The sequence below is a fragment of the Streptomyces spinoverrucosus genome (genome assembly GCF_015712165.1).
In the GTDB taxonomy this organism is placed as follows: Bacteria; Actinomycetota; Actinomycetes; order Streptomycetales; family Streptomycetaceae; genus Streptomyces; species Streptomyces spinoverrucosus_A.
In genome coordinates, this window is the sequence record NZ_JADPZX010000001.1 from 5,773,840 (window position 1) to 5,792,615 (window position 18,776).

Annotated in this window: 15 protein-coding genes and 2 tRNA genes; 15 read left to right on the plus strand and 2 right to left on the minus strand. The window is 71.2% G+C overall.

Annotated features, from left to right (window positions below):
* Nucleotides 1-73: 73 nt before the first annotated feature.
* The 11 genes from I2W78_RS26255 (at nucleotide 74) to I2W78_RS26305 (ending at nucleotide 14,290) form a co-directional block, all read left to right on the plus strand.
* Complete coding sequence (locus I2W78_RS26255; RefSeq protein ID WP_307783790.1) at nucleotides 74-421, plus strand: DUF6507 family protein; 348 nt, start codon at nucleotides 74-76, stop codon at nucleotides 419-421.
* Complete coding sequence (locus I2W78_RS26260; protein WP_196462732.1) at nucleotides 418-2,991, plus strand: ADP-ribosyltransferase; 2,574 nt, start codon at nucleotides 418-420, stop codon at nucleotides 2,989-2,991. Before I2W78_RS26255 ends, I2W78_RS26260 begins: the two co-directional genes overlap by 4 nt.
* A gap of 42 nt (nucleotides 2,992-3,033) precedes the next feature.
* The gene (locus tag I2W78_RS26265; RefSeq protein WP_196462733.1) at nucleotides 3,034-3,435 is read left to right on the plus strand and encodes a hypothetical protein; all 402 of its coding nucleotides are present in this window, start codon (nucleotides 3,034-3,036) and stop codon (nucleotides 3,433-3,435) included.
* Complete coding sequence (locus I2W78_RS26270; RefSeq protein ID WP_196462734.1) at nucleotides 3,428-3,826, plus strand: hypothetical protein; 399 nt, start codon at nucleotides 3,428-3,430, stop codon at nucleotides 3,824-3,826. Before I2W78_RS26265 ends, I2W78_RS26270 begins: the two co-directional genes overlap by 8 nt.
* A gap of 23 nt (nucleotides 3,827-3,849) precedes the next feature.
* Complete coding sequence (locus I2W78_RS26275; protein ID WP_196462735.1) at nucleotides 3,850-4,971, plus strand: DUF6508 domain-containing protein; 1,122 nt, start codon at nucleotides 3,850-3,852, stop codon at nucleotides 4,969-4,971.
* Between the two features lie 86 nt (nucleotides 4,972-5,057).
* Nucleotides 5,058-5,513: an HD domain-containing protein gene (locus I2W78_RS26280; protein ID WP_196462736.1), complete on the plus strand. Its 456-nt coding sequence runs from the start codon at nucleotides 5,058-5,060 to the stop codon at nucleotides 5,511-5,513.
* Between the two features lie 43 nt (nucleotides 5,514-5,556).
* Nucleotides 5,557-5,856 carry a hypothetical protein gene (locus I2W78_RS26285; RefSeq protein ID WP_196462737.1) on the plus strand — a complete coding sequence of 100 codons (300 nt, stop codon included), beginning with the start codon at nucleotides 5,557-5,559 and terminating at the stop codon, nucleotides 5,854-5,856.
* Between the two features lie 76 nt (nucleotides 5,857-5,932).
* A complete protein-coding gene (gene eccD, locus I2W78_RS26290) occupies nucleotides 5,933-7,288 on the plus strand; it encodes a type VII secretion integral membrane protein EccD (RefSeq protein WP_196462738.1) in 1,356 nt (451 codons plus the stop codon).
* A gap of 79 nt (nucleotides 7,289-7,367) precedes the next feature.
* Nucleotides 7,368-8,810 (plus strand): MinD/ParA family ATP-binding protein, encoded by a 1,443-nt coding sequence (locus I2W78_RS40735; protein WP_230885593.1) that lies wholly within the window; start codon nucleotides 7,368-7,370, stop codon nucleotides 8,808-8,810.
* Between the two features lie 34 nt (nucleotides 8,811-8,844).
* Nucleotides 8,845-12,825, plus strand: a complete 3,981-nt coding sequence (gene eccCa, locus I2W78_RS26300) for a type VII secretion protein EccCa (protein ID WP_196462739.1) — start codon at nucleotides 8,845-8,847, stop codon at nucleotides 12,823-12,825.
* Between the two features lie 43 nt (nucleotides 12,826-12,868).
* Nucleotides 12,869-14,290, plus strand: a complete 1,422-nt coding sequence (locus I2W78_RS26305; protein WP_196462740.1) for a DUF6177 family protein — start codon at nucleotides 12,869-12,871, stop codon at nucleotides 14,288-14,290.
* A gap of 86 nt (nucleotides 14,291-14,376) precedes the next feature.
* Here the strand turns inward: I2W78_RS26305 and I2W78_RS26310 are convergent, their stop codons facing one another.
* Nucleotides 14,377-15,432: an acyltransferase family protein gene (locus I2W78_RS26310; RefSeq protein ID WP_196462741.1), complete on the minus strand. Its 1,056-nt coding sequence runs from the start codon at nucleotides 15,430-15,432 to the stop codon at nucleotides 14,377-14,379.
* A 325-nt stretch (nucleotides 15,433-15,757) separates the two neighbouring features.
* Between I2W78_RS26310 and I2W78_RS26315 the strand changes: the two genes are divergently transcribed.
* Nucleotides 15,758-15,952 carry a hypothetical protein gene (locus I2W78_RS26315; protein ID WP_196462742.1) on the plus strand — a complete coding sequence of 65 codons (195 nt, stop codon included), beginning with the start codon at nucleotides 15,758-15,760 and terminating at the stop codon, nucleotides 15,950-15,952.
* Nucleotides 15,953-16,030: 78 nt separating this feature from the next.
* Here I2W78_RS26315 and I2W78_RS26320 read toward each other — a convergent pair.
* Nucleotides 16,031-16,101 (minus strand) — tRNA-Gly (locus tag I2W78_RS26320).
* Between the two features lie 176 nt (nucleotides 16,102-16,277).
* On the opposite strand from I2W78_RS26320, the gene I2W78_RS26325 reads away from it, so the two are divergent.
* The 3 genes from I2W78_RS26325 (at nucleotide 16,278) to I2W78_RS26335 (ending at nucleotide 18,772) form a co-directional block, all read left to right on the plus strand.
* A tRNA-Pro gene (locus I2W78_RS26325) sits at nucleotides 16,278-16,354 on the plus strand.
* Between the two features lie 169 nt (nucleotides 16,355-16,523).
* Nucleotides 16,524-17,894, plus strand: a complete 1,371-nt coding sequence (gene tig / locus I2W78_RS26330; protein WP_196462743.1) for a trigger factor — start codon at nucleotides 16,524-16,526, stop codon at nucleotides 17,892-17,894.
* Nucleotides 17,895-18,166: 272 nt separating this feature from the next.
* Nucleotides 18,167-18,772 (plus strand): ATP-dependent Clp protease proteolytic subunit, encoded by a 606-nt coding sequence (locus tag I2W78_RS26335; protein ID WP_196464722.1) that lies wholly within the window; start codon nucleotides 18,167-18,169, stop codon nucleotides 18,770-18,772.
* Nucleotides 18,773-18,776: the final 4 nt, after the last annotated feature.

Sequence of the window (18,776 nt, forward strand, 5' to 3'; positions counted from 1 at the left end):
GCTGGTCGCTGGGTTTGGTTTACGGGGGTTTGTGGTGTCCGGGTGGGATCTGAAGCCGCAGGGTATTTCGGGTGTGCTGAAGACGACGGGTGAGACCGCGTCGAACTTCGAGAAGTACGGGAAGTCGTTCGGGGATCATCTGACGTCGGCGGCTTCGAGCGCGGGCACCATTTCCGCCGAGGGTGGCGGTGAGGGCGGTGAGAAGGCGCAGGGTGGTCTGGTGGCCCTCGCGTTGTCGCAGTACGCCGAACGCGCCTCGAAGGATCTGCAGTTCGTGGCGGCGCGGGCGGGTAAGTCGTTGCAGGGTGTGGTGGATGCGACGACGGCGTATCTGAACGGCGATCAGGAGATGGCGGCGGAGGCGCAGCGTAATACGTTGAAGGCGCCGAAGCTGGATATGCCGGGGGTGGGCAAGGCGTGATCAACCCGTCGCAGATTCCCCAGTTCACGGGTGATCTGGCCCAGTTGGAGAAGGATTACGGCGGCCTGAAGACGGACGCCGGGCATGTGCGGGATGCCGGCCGGGACGTTCACCACCAGTTCCAGGGCCTGTCGGCGTACTACCAGGCCCCGGAGGCCGAGCAGCTCTTCGCCACCACCAAGCCGGTCCAGGACAAGGCGGACGCTTTCGCCGACGACCTGGAGACCGTCTCGGGGGCGCTGTCCGCGTATGCGACGGAGGTCCGTCCGCTGGTGGACAAGCTGAAGCAGCTGAAAGCGGACGCCACGGCCTTCGTCAACTCCGTGAAAGACGATGACGAGTGGGAGTACGACGAGGACAGGGTCGGCGAGCACAACCAGCTGCGCGATGACATCACCGCGACCGTTGCTGCCTTCTGGGCGGCGGAGCGGACGTGCCACAACAAGATCACTGCGTTGTGGGGTGGGACGCAGATGGTGGCCGGTGATGGGTCTGAGCGTAAGGACCAGTACGGGTTCTCTGCGGAGGACATGAAGAATGCGAAGCTTCCCTGGGGTGACCCGGTGGAGGAGAAGCATCACTGGTACGAGGTCGGCCACTGGGTGAAGTCGTTCGTGTGGGACGGCCTGATCGTCGACGGCATCTGGGGCACGATCAAGGGTCTGGGCACGCTGGTCGGCTTCGGTGGCTGGGACGCGATGGGGCAGGCGTGGAAGGGGCTGGCGCAGCTGGCCACCGGTCTGGCGCTGTCCTCGATCCCGGGCGTGGGCACCCTGTTCTGGGCGCTGCCGGACAACAAGCTCCCTTCCTGGATCCGTGACTCGCGCACCGCGATGAAGGAGACGGGCAAGGCGCTGGTGGCGTGGGACCAGTGGGGCAAGAACCCCGCCCGCGCGGCTGGTGCGGTCACCTTCAACGTGCTGACCACCGTGTTCACCGGCGGCGCGGGTGGCGCGGTGGCCGGTGCGGGCAAGGCGGGCGCGGTGGCGAAGGTGCTGGGCACGACGGCGAGGGCCATCGACCCGATGACGTACATCGCCAAGGGCGCGGGTGCCGGTCTGTCGAAGATCGGCGACATCGCCACCAGCCTCAAGGGCGTCGGCAACATCGACATCCCCACCCTCCCGGACGGCTCCGTCCACCTGCCCGACGGTCGCCTGATGGACCCGAACGGCAACCTCATCGCGCCCAACGGCGTCATCGACACGACGCCGGTTCCCCACGAGACCGGCCCGACGGTCCCGCACGGCACCACCACGCCGACGCTCCCGGCCCACTGGACGACCCAGGGCGTCCAGCAGCCGGTGTACGCGGGTGCGCATGCGGGCGACGGCATGGCGCACACGGTCGACAACGCCGGCCACTACAACGCACCCGGCCACTACAACGCACCCGCCCCGCACGCCGCCACCGGCGGTCACGTCCCGGGCGGTTCCTTCGACGCGACGCCGACCTCGACGCCGTACGGCCATGCGCCGTCGCCGTCCGCGTACGATCACGCGCCGTCGCCGTCGTCGTACGACCAGACTCCGACTGCCACACCGCACGCAGGCGGTGGTCACCCCGGCGGCACGACGCCCTGGTATCACCAGACGACGGGGGCCAACCCGGCGCACGAGGTCCCGACCACCACGCCGCACACCGGCGGTCCCGACGTTCCGGGCACCGGGGGCCACACCCCGGACACCCCGCACGGCACGGGGCACGACGCGCCTGGTGTGGGCCACGCCGACGACGCCTCGCACGGTGCCGGGCACACGGACGACGCGGTGCACACCGGTGACCACGTGGACCTCGGCGACCACACGGGCGTCGTGGACGCTGCCGCCCACCACGGCACCGACGCTCCGGTCGGCCCGGGGCACCAGGGCACGGATGTGCCGGGTGGTGGGGCAGGGGAGCCATTCGAGTACAAGCCGTCCATGTCGCCGGAGGAGTTCGCAGGCCTCAGCGATGCCGAGAAGCACGCGGTGGCCGCGGCCGAACTGGCGCGCGGCACGAACCCCGCGCCGAGCGTCAGCAACGAGGCGGGGCTGGCGTACGGCAACGCGTACTGGAACGACTTCCTGGACGACCTGCCCGCCGAGTCGCGGGAAGCGCTGAGGACGTACAGCGGCAACGAGTACGACCTGATCAACGGCCACCTGCGCTTCGGCAACGACCTGGACGACTCGCTCAACGGCACCATCGACGAGATGGACAAGGTCATGGACACCCGCCCGGTGCCCGAGGACCTCATGATCGTCCGCGGCACCGGTGTCGACCACATCAAGATCGACGGCCGCCCGCTGAAATCACCGCTGGACATGCAAGGCGGTGTGTTCGACGACAAGGCGTACACCTCCACGGCCCTCGGCAAGACACCGCCGCCGCCGTTCGACGGCAAGCCCGTGTGGATGCATCTGCGAGTGCCGGAGGGCACACCCGCCCTCTGGATCGACCACCTCTCCAAGTACCCCGGAGAACGCGAGCTGCTCCTTGCCCGGGGCTCCGAGTACAAGGTGACGCGCGTCTTCATGGACGAGGCGGGAAAGTGGCATGTGTACGGGGAGGTTCTGCCGAGGCCGTAGCCTTCGTCGCAGATCAGCCCGACTCAAAGGAATGCGAACGTCATGAGCAGCGAACGACCGATCAACCCGCGTTTCGACGAGGACGTGCACTTCAACCTCGTGTCGCCGGGTCCGCCGCGATACCAGAACTACACCGACAAGCCGGTGCGATACGTCATGGTGGTCGACAAGCAGGATGGCGTGGTGCTCGGTTACGTGTGGGCCAATGACGAGGACGACGCCGCCGCGTGGGAACCCCGCGAGGCCGCCGGACCTCGGGCGTTCTCCGAGGGCGGTCTCTGGCACGCCAGGCTGGAGGGCGCCAAGGGGCGGGGCATCCTGCCGTCCCAGGCCCTCGCGGAGCTGCTTGCCAATCCGGAGGGCGTCAAAGGCCGGGTCCTGCCGGACTCCCTCACCGACGCCCCGAACGCGGCCGCGGTCGAGGCACTGGCCAAAGGTGAGTAGAGAACGAGGGATCAACCCGCGTTTCGACGACGACGTGTGGTTCCGCCAAGTGGACGGTCCCCCGAGGTACGCCCGCGACACCGACGGGCCGGTCGCGTACCTGAGCGTCGCCGACCGGACCGGCACCGTCATCGGGTACGTATGGGCGAACGACGAGGACGTCGCGGCGGGCTGGGTGACGCCCCCGGGGCTCTCGCCCAACGCCGTCAACGCCGGTGGCCGGTGGCTGCGGGCCCTGCGCGGCGGCAAGGCCCGGGAGCTCGCCCCGACCGCCCTGCTCGCGGAGCTTGCGCAGGGCACGAACGACTGCGAGCAGAGCCACGCCGTGCCGGGTTCCCTCACCGAAGCCCCGTCCCTCGCCGTACTCAAGGAGCTGGCCGCCGGCGGCTGAATCGCCCGGTAAGGCCTGACCAGATGTCCAGTCCCGTGCACTACGTCACCCTCACCGCCCCTGACGGCGAAATCATCGGATACGTCTGGGCCGATGCCACCGTCGTCGACTTGGTTCACCGGTCGGCCGGCAGCAGCGGTGCCTACGAGGCGGGCACGGAGTGGTACCGCCGGGCGCATGACGCCCACAAGCGGGGTCTCGCCCCTCTCGGCGTCCTCACCATGCTCAGCCGCGAACCCGGCGTCGGCCCCGTCACCGAGGCCCCCGACGTCGCCGCGATCGAGGAACTGGCTCGTGTCGTCACCCCGGACGACGACCGGCGCCTGCTCAATCAGCTTGACCGGGACAACGCGGACGCCTGGCGCGAACTCGCCGACGCCTTCGACGCGCTCACGGACGAGGACCGGGACATCAAGTGGGGCGGGGGCCAGAAGCTGGCGGACGGTGTGTACCACGTGGCCTTCCCGCTCTACGGCGAGCCGCTGGAGCGCGCTGTCCAGGCACTCTCCCGCGTCGGCGCCGTCACTCCCGAGCATCGATGGATCGACAGTCCGATGCCCCAACCTGCGTCCGACGGGCGGCTGTCCGCAGCGGACGCCGTGCGCGCCGCCACGGCCATCGTGCGTGGGGAGCGCTTCTCCGACGGGACGATCGCCAGGGCCGTGCAGAACGGGCTCCTCGACGCCGTCGCCGAGTCGCTCCGCGCCTGGTACGCCCAGCAGCCCCCCGTCGGCGGAGCGCCCCCCGCCCCCGGCAACATGTGCAGGTTCTGCGGAGGTTCCCCCGCCGTCGACGTCACCTTCCGCGCCCACCGCGGCCTCGTGATCCTCATGGGGTTCAAGAAGACGGACGGGCCCATGTGCATGACCTGTGGGCTGGCCGTGTACCGGGCCTACACCACCCACACCCTCTGCCAGGGTTGGTGGAGCCCCCTCTCCCTCTTCATCTTCGCGCCGTTGACGCTGGTCCGGAACGTCCTCGCCGTGCGCGGGGTGAAGCGGCTCCCGGCGCCGGGGCCGGGGACGCTCGGGCCGCGGTACGACCCCGGCGTGCCCGTGCACCGGCGGCCGCGTGCCTATGTCGCCCTCGTCCCCGTGCTGTGGGTGCTCTTCATGATCGTGACGGGGCTGTCGGGAGGGGCGTGAAGAGCCGCGAGGGGCTGCCGCACCCCGGCTGTACGCATGGCGCGTCCATGTCCTATGTTGCGGAAGCGAAGTCAGGGGGGATCCGCATGCCGCAGGAGATGAGTCTCGCCGAGGTGGAGGCCGTTGCCCGCGCCGCGCACGCCGGGCAGACGGACAAGGCCGGGCGGCCGTACGCCGAGCATCTGTCCGCCGTCGCCGAGGGGGTGCGTGCCCGGGGCGGGGGAGAGGCGCTCATCGCCGCCGCCTGGTTGCACGACGCCGTCGAGGACGGGGTGCTGAGCGAGGAGTGGCTGGCGCAGGCCGCGCTGCCGCAGCGCACGAAGGACGTCGTACGGGCCGTGACCAGGCGGGCGGGGGAGACGCCTGAGGCGTACGCGCGCCGGATTCTGGCCACGCCGGGGGCCCGGCTCGTCAAGGCCGCCGACCTGGCGCACAACGCCGACCCGCGCCGCCTCGCCGAGCTCGACGAGGCCACGGCCAGGCGCCTGGAACAGAAGTACGCCACCATGCGCGGCCTCCTCGGCCTCACATCCGACGACTGACCCACTAAGACCGACGACCTCTACGGCACAGGACGACGACTGAATGGCACGGGACTACGACAGCCAACTGCTGGAGTCGGTGGCGGTACGCCGGCGCCGGATGCGCGACGCGCTGCTGTTCGGCGCGCAGCGCGCCCGGCGAACCGCCGACGAGCGGCTCGGCAAGGTGTTCGCGGGTATCGCGATCGCGGCCGTACTGTGCGCCGGCTGTATCGGCTGGTCCTTCGTTCAGGCCACCCTCGCCAAGCAGCGGGCCGAGCAGGAGAAGCAGCGCCAGCAGCAGGAGCAGATGTACAACCCGTCGCCCGGCGCGTCCGCCGGCGACGGTGGGGAGAAGCAGTGAACGGGGTGTGCGTGACTGACGTGAGCACGTCGCCAGGCCACGATGGCCGAAACGACGCGATGATAGGTTCCGGTGAGTGGTGAGCACATCAACGACGTCCCGGACTCAACTGAGCCGGGTCACCCTGGTCGGTGAGCGACGACGCGCCGACATCGTTCTGCCCTCGGACACGCCGATCGGCCAACTGCTCCCCGACATACTGCGGTTGCTCGACGACCGGGCCGCCAGCCGGCCGACCACACGGCAACTGATCAGCACCGACGGCTCGGTGCTGCCGCACGAGGCCACACTGTCCTCGGCCGAGGTGCCCGACGGCGCCGTACTGCGCCTGGTGCGCGCCCACGCCGCACCGCCCGCGCCCGTCGTGCACGACGTCACCGACCAGGTCGCCGACGACCTCGACCTGCGCGCCTGGCGCTGGCGTCCGGCCGCGCGCCGGATCAGCGCCGGCGTCGCCACCTTCGCCTTCGCCGTCGCCGCGGCCGTGCTGGCCCGGCGGGAGTTCGCCCTGGAGTCCGTGGCGACCGCGCTGTTGGTCGCGACCGTCGTCTTCCTGATCGCCGGTGCCGTGGTGGCGAAGACCGGCGGCGGCAACCTGGGGCTCGCCACCGCGCTGCTGCTCGCCTCCGGCGGGCTCGGCGTGCTCGCCGCGTGGACCACTGCCGACGCCTACGACTGGTCCGGCACCGCCCGGCTGGCCGGGGTCGTCGCCGCGCTGGTGCTGAGCCTCGTGCTGCTCGCCTTCTTCTCGCCACTCGGCCGAGGCGGACTCATCGGGGCCGGGGCGGCCGCCGTCATCACCGTCGTGTGGGAGGCCGTCGCCGCCGTACAGGACAAGCCGGAGCGGCTCGGTGCCGTGATGGCGGTGTTCTCGGTGGTGCTGCTCGGGATGCTGCCCCGGTTCGCGCTGATGGCCTCGGGCCTCACCGGGCTCGACGACCGGCGCTCCTCGGGCACCTCGGTGAGCCGGCACGAGGTCGGCAACGCGCTTGCCGCCACCCACCGCGGCCTCGCCCTCGCCACCGTGGTCACCGCCGCCTCGGCCGCCGCCGGCGGCTGGCTGCTGACCACGGGGGAGGACCCGGCCTGGTGGTCGGTGGCGCTGGCCTCGCTCACCGCGGTCGTCCTGCTGTCCCGGGCGCGGGCCTTCCCGCTGGTCGCGGAGGTCGTGGCGCTGTTCGGCGCGGCGGCCCTGCTCGTCGTACGGCTCGCGGTGCTGTGGCTGGACCACGCGGGCGGGGCCGGTGCGCTCGTCCTGCTGGCGGCTGCCGCGCTGCTGCCGCTGCTGGTCCTCGCGATCGAGCCGCCGGAGCACGTCCGGGTGCGGCTGCGGCGCCTGGCCGACCTGGTGGAGTCCCTCGGTGTGATCGGGCTCTTCCCGCTCGCCGTCGGGGTGTTCGGTATCTACGGGCAACTGCTCAACAAGTTCTGAGGCTTCGAATACGGACGCCGACGCGCGTCGCTCCGGGCGGGACGACGAGGCAGGAGCGTGGCGGGAGAGAAAGGGCGACATGCCGAGCGGGGACAACTGGCAGGGCGATGTGCTGCGCGACCTGAGGGCCGGCGCGGCCGGACAGCGTGCCGCACAGCAGGGCGCCCGGCCCGGGGAGCAGTCCGGCGCGCAGCCGGAACAGGCGCCTCCACAGCAGGAACAGCAGCAGCCGCAGCAGGCGGCGGGGCAGCCGGGGCCGCAAGTTCCCCCGCAGGGGCCGAACCCGGCGTACGGCTACCCCCAGCAGCAGCACCAGCAGCCGGGCCCCGACCCGGCCTACGGCTACCCGCAGCAGCAGCCCGCCTCCAACGTCCCGCAGCAGCAGGCCCCGTACGGCTACCCGCAGCAGCAGGCCCCCTACGGCTACCCGCAGCAGGGGTACGCCGACCAGGCACAGCAGTACGCCGAGCAGGCCCAGGCCTACGCCGCCCAGCACCAGCCCCAGCCGTACGCCGACCAGGGCAACGCCGCCCACCCCCAGCAGCAGGCCGCCCCCACCCCCCAGCCCGCCCCCGCCCGCCGCGCCCCGGCCTCCCGCACCACCCCCGACTCCCGCCCGGCCGTCGACAAGCGGATCGCCGACGCCGGACTCAAGCCCCGCCGCGGCGAGCCCTTCGGCACCCGCGCCCTGCGCGCCGTACGCCGTACCGTGTCCTCCTCCGCCGCCCGCGAGGTCGCCGAGACCACCGCCACCGCCGAGGTGCTCCAGCAGGCCGTCACCACCGGCCGGCAGATCGCCGTGACCTCCATCCGTGGCGGCTCCGGCAAGACCACGGTCGCCGCCCTGCTGAGCACCACCTACGCGCACTACCGGCAGGACCCGGTGCTGGCCGTCGAGGCCGACCCGGCGCTCGGCACCCTGCCGTTGCGGCTCGGCGCGGAGAACCTGCGCTGGACCACCGGCGACCTCGCCGACGTCGTCGAACCGCAGATGTCGCTGCTCGACATCACCGGCTACCTCGTCCAACTGCCCGACAACGCCTGGCTGCTGCCCGGCAGCCAGGGCCAGGTCGGCGCCATGCTCGACACCCGGTCCTACGAGCGCGTCATGGTGTCGCTGCGCCGCTACTTCGGGGTGACCGTCGTCGACTGCGAGACGCTGCCCGCCGAGGTGGCCCGCACCGCGCTGTCCGCGGCCCAGGCGCGGGTGCTGACCGTGCCCGCCACGCTGGAGGGCGTCGCCAGCACGCACGCCGTGCTGCAGTGGATGCGCGGACTGCCCCGGGACATCACGACCTCGACGGTCGTCGTCCTCACCGAGACCGTGCCGCACACCGGCGTCGACCTCGACAAGGCCGCCGAGCCGCTGAAGGCGACCGGCGCGAGCGTGCGCGTCCTGCCGTACGACCGGCATCTCGCGGCCGGTGGCACCATCCGCACCGACCTGCTCGCCCGGGCCACCCGGCAGGCCGCCGCAGGCCTGGCCGCGGAGGTCTTCCAGCTGTCCCAGAAGCGCCGTTGAGCTCCCCCGAAGGGAACCCGCAGAGGCAAGGACGATGAGCACCCGACTGATCCACCGCCCGGCCCGGACCACCCGTCCCCCGGCCTCCCCCGCGCCGCGCACCATAGAGGCCCCGCCCAACCTGCCCGACGGCAAGTCGGGTTCGGTCGCGACCTCGCTGCTGCCCGTCGCCGGTGTGATGTCGTCCGTCGTGATGATGACGGTCGTGCGCAACAGCCAGTTCGCGGCACTGGGCGCGATCATCCTCGTCGTCACCATCGTCGGCTCGATGATTCTGCTGTTCTCCCAGCGCGGCAAGGCCCAGCGCACCCGCCGCACCCAGCGCGAGGCCTACCTCGCCTACCTGGAGGACCTGCGGGAGGAGCTGTCGAAGGAGGAACGCGAGCGCCGGGAACGGGCCCAGGTACTCAACCCGCCGCCGGACGCGCTGTACGACATCGTGCGCGACCCCGCCCGGCTGTGGGAGCGGCGCCGTATGGACGGCGACTTCCTGCGCGTGCGCGTCGGCACCGGCGAGATGCGGGTACGCGACCTGAAGGTCGGCGACCAGGGCTCCTCCGTGCTCACCCCGCCCGACCAGTTCATGCTGAACGAGGCGTCCGCGCTGGTCGCCCGCTTCGGCACCGGCACCGAACTGCCGCTCACCGTCCCGCTGGACCGGGTCGGCAACATCAGCGTCATCGGCCGCCGCGAGGACACCCTGCGGGTCGCCCGCGCCCTGCTGGCGCAGGCCGCCGCCACCCACGCCCCGGACGACGTGGCGATGGCGCTGGCCGCGCCCGGCGACCGGATCGCCGACTGGGAGTGGGCCAAGTGGCTGCCCCACCTGCTCGACGGCGAGCAGTTCGACGGGCCCGTCGCCGCCCGCCGTATCGCCCCCTCCGTGCCCCAACTGGCCCGGCAGATCGGCCCCGAGCTGCGCCGCCGCGCCTCCTACGCGGCTGAAGTGCGGCGCGGCCTGTCCGGCCGGGACGCCCTCGCCATGAGCTCCCGGCTGATCGTCGTCGCCGACGCGCACGGCGACGACGCCGTGGACCTGCCCCGCCCCGACGACGCGGTCGGCCTGCGCGACATGGGCGTCAGCGTGCTGCACCTGCTCGACGAGCGGGTCCAGGAACCGGGCAGTGTCGGCGTGCGCATCACCGTCGACGGCGAACGCGTCGTCATCGAGGACCTGCGCGAGAGCGAGCCGATCAGCGCCCACGGCACCGTCGACGAGGTCGGCCCCGCCTTCGCCGAGGGCCTCGCCCGGATGCTGGCCCCGCTGAGGCTGTCCGCCGACTCCATGGGCGCCGACGCCCCGCTGACCGGCCCCGTCGACTTCGCCGAGCTGCTCGGCATCGACGACGTGGCCCGCCTCGACCTGGACCGGCTGTGGGCGCCGCGCGGCGAACGCGCGTTCCTGCGCGTGCCGATCGGCATCAGCGACTCCCGCGAGTCCGTCCTGCTCGACCTGAAGGAGTCCTCCGAGCTGGGCATGGGCCCGCACGGCCTGTGCGTCGGCGCCACCGGCTCCGGCAAGTCCGAGCTGCTGCGCACCCTCGTCCTCGCCCTGGTCGCCACCCACCCGCCGGAGGACCTCGCCCTCGTCCTCGTCGACTACAAGGGCGGCGCCACCTTCGCGCCCTTCGCCGACCTGCCGCACGTCGCCGGTGTGATCACCAACCTGGAGAACCAGGCGGGCCTGGTCGAGCGCGTCCACTCCTCGCTGGCCGGCGAGGTCAAGCGCCGCCAGCAGGTGCTCAAGGACGCCGGCAACGTCGCCGACATCGGCCACTACGCCGCGCTGCGCGCCGAGAAGCGCCCCGACCTGGAGCCGCTGCCCCACCTGTTCGTGGTGATCGACGAGTTCGGCGAACTCCTCACCGCCAAGCCCGACTTCATCGACCTGTTCCTGTCCATCGGCCGCATCGGCCGGTCCATCGGCGTGCACCTGCTGCTGTCCAGCCAGCGCATCGAGGGCGGCAAGCTCAAGGGCCTGGACACCTACCTGTCGTACCGGCTGGGCCTGCGCACCTTCTCCGCCGACGAGTCCCGCACCGTGCTGGACACCACCGACGCCTTCCACCTGCCGCCACTGCCCGGCTTCGGCTACCTCAAGGTCGACACCAGCCACTACGAGCGGTTCAAGGCGAGCTATGTCTCCGGCGCCTACAGCGGGCCCGTGCAGCGCGAGGCGGAGGACACCGGTCCGCTCGCCCTCGCCTACGAGGCGTACAACTCGCTCGGCGAGGAGTCCGGCGCGGCACCCGAGGAGCAGCCGCAGATGCGGCGCCGCGAGACCGGGCCCACCGAGATGGGCGTGATGATCGAGCAGATCGAGGGCTTCGGCGCCCGTCCGGTACGGCAGATCTGGCTGCCGCCGCTGCCCGCCGCCGTCGCCCTCGACAAGGTCGCCGGGCCCGTGGAGGTCGGGCCGCGCGGCATGCAGCTGGCCAGGCGGAGCGGCCCGCTGCGGGTGCCGCTCGGCGTCCTTGACGACCCCACCAAGCAGTGGCAGGGCCAGTGGTACCTGGACCTCACACTGGCCGGCGGCCACGCGGCCGTCATCGGCGGCCCCCAGTCCGGCAAGACGACCCTGCTGCGCACCCTCGCCCTCTCCCTGTCGCTGACGCACACCCCGCAGGAGGTCGGCATCTACGGCCTCGACCTCGTCGGCGGCGGCCTCCAGGCGCTGTCCGGGCTGCCGCACGTCGGCGGCGTCGCCGGCCGCGCCGACCGGGAGCGCGCCGCACGCACCATCGACTCGGTGCGGGCCATGCTCGACCAGCGCGAGGAGCTCTTCCGCATCCACTCCATCGACTCGCTCGAACAACTGCGCACCCTGCGCGCGGCGGGCCGCGTCACCGAGCTGGCCTCCACCGAGATCGTGCTGCTCATCGACGGCTTCGGCGCGCTGCGCGACGACTTCGAGGAACTGGACGACGCGGTCGCCGACATCCTCAAGCGCGGCAGCGGCTACGGCATCCACGTCGTGGCGGGCATGCTCCGCTGGAACGACGTGCGCATCGCCACCCAGTCCCAGTTCGGCACCCGCGTCGAGCTGCGCCTGAACGACCCCAGCGAGTCCAGCATCGACCGCAAGCTCGCCCAGACCCTCTCCCCCGAGGAGAAGGGCCGCGTCCTCACCGACGGCAAGCTGTTCGCCCAGGTCGCGCTGCCCCGCACCGACGGCCTCGCCGACACCACCGACCTCGGCGCCGTCCTGGAGCGCACCGCCCGCACGGTCCGCGCCACCTGGACCGGCGACGTCGCCCAGCCGGTGCGGGTACTCCCGCACGTCCTGGAGCCGCAGCAGCTGCCGACCCCGGCCGCCGAGCCGCGCCGCGTCCCCATCGGCCTGGACCAGACCCAGCTCGCGCCCGTCCTGCTAGACCTGTTCCAGCACGACCAGCACCTGCTGATCATGGGCGACAGCGAGTGCGGCAAGACCAACCTGCTCAAGGTGATCACGCAGGGCCTGATCGAGCGCTACGGCGACGACGAACTCGTCTTCGGCGTCTTCGACCCGCGCCGTGGGCTGCGCGGCGCCATCCCCGAGGAGTACCGGGGCGGCTACGCCTACAACGCCAAGCTGTGCGCGGGCCTCGCCGCCGGCATCGCCTCCGAGCTGGAGAAGCGGCTGCCCGACGAGGGCGCCGACGGTGAGGACCTGGAGCCCGGCAGCTTCTCCGGCCCACGGATCGTGATCCTCGTCGACGACTACGACGTCCTGACCACCGCGGGACAGCAGCCGCTGGCGCCCTTCGTGCCGTACATCCCCTCCGCCGTCGACATCGGCCTGCACTTCGTCCTCACCCGGCGCGTCGCGGGCGCCTCCCGCGGCCTGTACGAGCCGCTGCTGCAGAGCCTGCGCGAGTCCGGCGCCTCGGCGTTGGTGATGGCCGGCGACCGCAGCGAGGGCCAGCTCTTCCCGGGCGTGTACGCCGGCCAGCAGCCGCCCGGCCGGGGCACCCTGCTGCGCCGGGGCGAGGCCACCCGGCTGATCCAGACCGTGTACGCGGGGACCAAGTAATTGATGACCACAGACCGGCCACACGCGGGGACCAGGTAAACCCATGACCAAGGACGTCATCGCCCTCACGAAGAAGATGCCCGACCCGCTGAGCGTGCTCGCGGGCCTGCTCTCCGGCGGCCCCGACAAGCTGGTGGGCGCCGAGGGCGACGGAGCCGTGGTGCGGCTGTGCGACGAACAGGGCCGCCCCCTCGTCTCCGTCGAGGCACCCCTGCTCGTGCAGGTCCGGGGCGAGGCCCAGCGGCTGCTGGGGGCGCGCGAGCCGGAGACGCCGTACTGGTGGACCGAGGCCCGCGCGACCACCGGCGTGCAGGAGGCCGAGGAACTCGCCGGCACGTTCGCCGCCCGGCTGGCCACCCTCGTCGGCGGCACCGCCTGGCCGCGCGAGGCGGCCCGGTCGATGGCCGTGGTCAAGACGGACGGCGTCAGCGCCGTACCGGCCCAGGCCGCCGCCCAGCCCGCCGTCGACGTCCTCACCGACAAGGTCGCCGTCGTCATCCAGGACCGCCCGGTCGTGTCGATGACCGCGTGGCTCGCGGACGCCTTCCGCGCCGCCGCCGAGGGCGGCCGCGGCCTGCAGATCGTCACCCCCGCCGGCACCCGCATGTCCCCGGCCGTCCGAGGCGCCCTGCCGGGCTGGCCCTCGCGCTGGGTGGTGCAGGACGAGCGGGACGGCTACTACGACGGCCTGTCCGGGGCCGTGCTGCGCTGGGACAACGGCCTCTTCGTGACCGTCGAGTCCCCGGAGGCGACCCCCGAGGACCCGCGCACGCCGGTCGCTCGCACGTTCGGCGAGGACATCGCCGACACCGGCGAACGCCAGCTCGCGATCTCCTTCCGCACCGTCCACCCGGCCGACGACCGCCTCGTGCTCGGCGGCGCCGTGGAAGCCGTGTGGCGGGAGATCACCGGGGAGCCGCCGTCCGGCTGGGGCACCGAGGAGCCCGCCAACCTGCCCTGGTCGCTGCGGCAGCTCACCGACGTGGCCCACGAGCGGAGCCCCCAGCCGACCTGGCTGGTCGTCGTCGGCACGCCCGAGCGCCCGGGACTGGCGACGGTGCGCATCACCCGGACCAAGGCCGGCGTGGAGGAGGACGTCACGATGGCGTTCGGCTACGGCCCCGGCGAGGAGGTGCCGTCCGACGCCGTGCCCGCCGCGGCGGAGGCCCTGGCCACCAAGCACGACCTGCAGTCCATGCTGGTCCAGATCCGCCGGGCCCGCCGCGACCTGTCCGTACCGCCCCGCTTCGAGGGCCCGGGCGTGCCCTACGCCTTCGTACTGGGCGCCGAAGAGGTCCGCACCATGCCCGGCGACCGCGCCCGCCGCACCCCGCTCTCCGAGCCCCCACGAGAACTGGGCCCGAAGACCCGCCCAGCCCTGTACTACCCACTGCCGGGCGACCCGTCCGACCTGTCGGGCTGGCAGGACTTCGAGCGCCTGATGAGGCACCTCAAGGGCAGCTGACCCAAAAGGGGCGCGGGGAACTGCGCGAGAACCACAAACTGCCCGCACTCGCCCGTGAGCAATTCGTGGCACTCCAGTAGGCGAACTCAGCCCACCGGAACCTCTTCGCGCTCCCGCGCCTCCCGCACCGCATCCTCCCGAAACGCCCAAGCCACCCTCGGCTCCATCACACCCCGGAACACCCGCCGCACCGGCGCCGTGCACAACAGCGTGACAGCGACAGCCGCGAGCACGCTCACGAGGATCTGCCCGGCCGGCCGGTGCAGCCAGTCCTGGTCGAACCACCCCCGGTAGTCCCCGGCCTTCACCAGGAACCCGTGCAGCAGATAGCCGTACAGCGTCCCCGCGCCCAGCGCCGTGAACCACATGTGCCGCCCCGGCACCCAGGCGAAGAAGCACGCGGTCAGCAGCAGCGAGCAGCCGAACATCGCGAGCACCATCACCGGCCCGGACCACCAGGGCGCGCCCAGCTGCTGCGCGGCGTCCCGGTGGAAGAACCACGCGGTGTCCATCCGCGGCACCGCCCACCAGCCGACCACCAGCGCGGCCGCGAACACCGGCACCGCCAGGATCCGCACCGACCGCGTGCGCACCATCTGGAAGTGCTCGGGTTTCATGCACAGGCCCAGCACGAAGTACGGCAGGAACTGCAGCACCCGCTGCAGGTCCAGGTCGTCCCCGATCTGCGGGGAGACGGACGCCAGCATGGCGACGCCGAGCGCGACGGGCAGCGGCCAACGCACGAGTTTCCAGACAGGGGTGGTGAGCCGCCAGATGAACAGCGCGCACAGGAACCAGGTCAGATACCAGGGGTCCAGCAGACTGATCTCCTGGCCGGGGTCGTCGGCGACGACACGCTTGAAGAGCGGATAGGCGGTCTCGAAGACGATGTACGGCACCGCCACGCCGGTGATCAGTCTTTTCAGGCGGTCGGGGCGCATGTCGAAACTGCGCGAGAAATAGCCGGAGATGATGATGAACGCCGGCATGTGGAACGCGTACACAACGCGGTACACGCCCTCCAGGATCCGGCTGTCCCCCTTCAACGGCTCCCATGCGTGAGCCACCGCCACCAGGACGATCGCCAGGTACTTGGCGTTGTCGAAGAAGGCATCGCGCTGCTTGACCTGTGCCTGAAACATCTGAGGCACCCTAGCCGCGGCCGCGGGCCGCCGTAAAACCCTCCAGGTCATTCCGGATTCAGCTGTCAGTCACTTCTCTTTTGGCTCACAGTCATCACAACGCGGGCGTGGATATTCACGATTGCCCCATTTCCTGGATTTCCGTGGCGTGCGCGGTGGGCGCGCGGGGCGTGGCCGAACGTGCCGGGGTGCGGCGCGGGTGTGGTCGGCGTTACGTCACGCGCCGCATACGGCAGGCCTGTTGGTGGCACGATGGTTCTGGCGGGGGTGCGCGGGCTCGTGTCCCCCGGCCGGGAGAGCGGACCGACCGAGGGTGTGATCAGTTGTGGCCATTTCACTGTCTGTGGTGCTGCTGTTGGCGATCATCCTGGTGGTGATGATGCGAGGGGGCTCGATCAAGGCGGGTCCCGCCATCGTGGCGATGCTCTTCGGTTTCTTCCTCGCCTCGACCGGCATGGCCCCGTCGATCAACCGCTTTCTCAACTCGATAGCGGAAACGATCAACTCGATCAGCTTCTGACGGCCCCGGGGTCCGCCCCCGAAACGCCGCAGGGCCCGCACAGGAGGGCGAACCTCCTGCCGGGCCCTGGGCCGACAGAGCGGGCGACGGGAATCGAACCCGCGTAGCTAGTTTGGAAGACTAGGGCTCTACCATTGAGCTACGCCCGCACAGGGTGCGCCGCAGGTCAGTCGCCCGCGGCACTGCAGGCATCGTAGCGGGTCGGCCCCCCTCACCGCACACCCCGTTTTCCGCCCGGGCGCCGGCATCGCACGAGATCGCACCTCCCTCGGGAAATGCGGCAGCCCCGCTGCCTGCGGGCATGTACCCTACGTGTCGCACCAGACGGGGTGTGGCGCAGCTTGGTAGCGCGTCCGCTTTGGGAGCGGAAGGCCGTGGGTTCAAATCCCGCCACCCCGACCACTCACCCGATCACCACGCGTGATCGCCTTTTGGGCCGTGTACCCGCTGCCGTTACTATGCAAGCTGCACGCCCGTGTGCCTCATCACTGAAGTCCTCCGGGCGGCCACATCCGCCGGGCCCGTCGGGTCCCGGCAGAACCCGAGAAGTCAGCCACAAGGAGACCGAACCGTGAAGAGCGCCGTGGAGAACCTGAACCCGACCCGGGTTCGGCTCACTGTCGAGGTGCCCTTCGAGGAGCTCAAGGACAGCCTCGACGCGGCGTACAAGAAGATCAACCAGCAGGTCACGGTGAAGGGCTTCCGCAAGGGCAAGATCCCCGCCCGGGTCATCGACCAGCGGTTCGGTCGTGGCGCCGTGCTGGAGGAGGCCGTCAACGACGCGCTGCCGAAGTTCTACACCGAGGCGGTCAACGAGGCCGAGCTCTCCGTCCTGGGCCAGCCCGAGGTCGACATCACCGAGCTGAAGGACGGCGAGACGCTGAACTTCACCGCCGAGGTCGACATCCGCCCGGCCATCGAGATCCCGGACTACTCCGGCATCGAGGTCGAGGTCGACGCCGTCGAGGTCACCGACGAGGACATCGAGAAGTCGGTCGAGCAGCTCCGCGAGCGCTTCGCGTCCACCTCCCCGGTGGAGCGCGCCGCCGAGGACGGCGACGTCGTCACGATCGACCTGGAGGCCAAGGTCGACGGCGAGGTCCTCGAGGACGGCATCGCCAGCGGTGTCTCCTACACGATCGGCTCCGGCGAGCTGCTGGACGGCATCGACGACGCCGTCAAGGGCCTGTCGGCCGACGAGGAGGCCACCTTCACCTCCGAGCTCAAGGGCGGCTCCGCGGCCGGCCGTGAGGCCGAGGTCACCGTCAAGGTCACCCAGGTCGCCACGCGCGAACTGCCCGAGCTGGACGACGAGTTCGCGCAGCTCGCCTCCGAGTTCGACACGCTGGACGAGCTGAAGGCCGACAGCCGCAAGCGCCTGGAGAACATGAAGCAGTTCGACCAGGCCACGCAGGCCCAGGAGCGCGTCCTGGAGAAGCTGCTGGAGCTCGTCGAGGTGCCCGTCCCCGAGAAGCTCCTCGAGGACGAGATCAACACCCGCAAGCACAACCTGGAGCACCACCAGCTCGGCCAGATGGGTCTGACCCTCGACAAGTACCTGGAGATCCAGGGCAAGACCGCCGAGGAGTTCGAGACCGAGACCCGCGAGGCGGCGGTCAAGGGCATCAAGACCCAGTTCGTCCTCGACGAGCTGGTCAAGCAGGAGAAGCTCAACGTCAACCAGGACGAGCTCACCGAGCACCTGATGCGACGCGCGGCCTCCTCCGGCATGTCCCCCGACCAGTTCGCCCAGGCCGTCGTCGAGCAGGGCCAGGTCCCGCTCCTGGTCGGCGAGGTCGCCCGCGGCAAGGCCCTCGCGGTCGTCGTCGAGGCCGCCACGGTCAAGGACACCAACGGCGAGATCGTCGACCTGGACGAGGAGGACGAGACCGAGGAGTCCGCCGAGGTCACCGAGGGTGACAAGACGGACGACGAGGCGTAAACAGCCGTAAGAAGGGCCCCGGGACACACCCCGGGGCCCTTTGTCATACGGCTGGGCGTCGCGCCCTGAAGGGGCGCGAGGAACTGCGCGACCAGCCCCCACGACCCGCAGTCGCCGACGAACCGGTTCCCCCCGGCGCGCTACGCCCCCGGCGAACACCCCTCAACTCGGGATTCCCCCGGAGGGCTACCGCGTTAGGGTCCATGAATACGGCGAACGTAAGACGGCCGCGCGCCGTCGCAAGACGAGCAGGTGGATACGTGACGAATCTGATGCCCTCCGCCGCCGGCGAGCCTTCCATCGGCGGTGGCCTCGGCGACCATGTCTACAACCGGCTGCTCAACGAGCGGATCATCTTCCTCGGCCAGCCGGTCGACGACGACATCGCGAACAAGATCACCGCGCAGCTGCTGCTCCTTGCCGCCGACCCGGACAAGGACATCTACCTGTACATCAACAGCCCGGGCGGTTCGATCACGGCCGGCATGGCGATCTACGACACCATGCAGTACATCAAGAACGACGTGGTGACGATCGCCATGGGCCTCGCCGCGTCCATGGGCCAGTTCCTGCTCAGCGCCGGCACCCCGGGCAAGCGCTTCGCCCTGCCGAACGCCGAGATCCTGATCCACCAGCCCTCCGCCGGCCTGGCCGGCTCGGCCTCGGACATCAAGATCCACGCCGAGCGGCTGCTGCACACCAAGAAGCGCATGGCCGAGCTCACGGCCCTGCACACCGGCCAGTCGGTCGAGCAGATCACCCGCGACTCGGACCGCGACCGCTGGTTCGACGCCACGGAGGCCAAGGAGTACGGCCTCATCGACGAGGTGATCGCGACGGCCGCCGGCATGCCGGGCGGCGGCGGCACGGGGGCCTGACGGC

Excerpts from the sequence above, each read along its gene's own strand:
- I2W78_RS26265 (WP_196462733.1), top strand. The coding sequence starts at position 3,034 with ATGAGCAGCGAACGACCGATCAACCCGCGTTTCGACGAGGACGTGCAC.
- I2W78_RS26275 (WP_196462735.1), top strand. The coding sequence starts at position 3,850 with ATGTCCAGTCCCGTGCACTACGTCACCCTCACCGCCCCTGACGGCGAA.
- I2W78_RS26280 (WP_196462736.1), top strand. The coding sequence starts at position 5,058 with ATGCCGCAGGAGATGAGTCTCGCCGAGGTGGAGGCCGTTGCCCGCGCC.
- I2W78_RS26285 (WP_196462737.1), top strand. The coding sequence starts at position 5,557 with ATGGCACGGGACTACGACAGCCAACTGCTGGAGTCGGTGGCGGTACGC.
- I2W78_RS40735 (WP_230885593.1), top strand. The coding sequence starts at position 7,368 with ATGCCGAGCGGGGACAACTGGCAGGGCGATGTGCTGCGCGACCTGAGG.
- eccCa (WP_196462739.1), top strand. The coding sequence starts at position 8,845 with ATGAGCACCCGACTGATCCACCGCCCGGCCCGGACCACCCGTCCCCCG.
- I2W78_RS26305 (WP_196462740.1), top strand. The coding sequence starts at position 12,869 with ATGACCAAGGACGTCATCGCCCTCACGAAGAAGATGCCCGACCCGCTG.
- I2W78_RS26310 (WP_196462741.1), bottom strand. The coding sequence starts at position 15,432 with ATGTTTCAGGCACAGGTCAAGCAGCGCGATGCCTTCTTCGACAACGCC.
- I2W78_RS26335 (WP_196464722.1), top strand. The coding sequence starts at position 18,167 with ATGCCCTCCGCCGCCGGCGAGCCTTCCATCGGCGGTGGCCTCGGCGAC.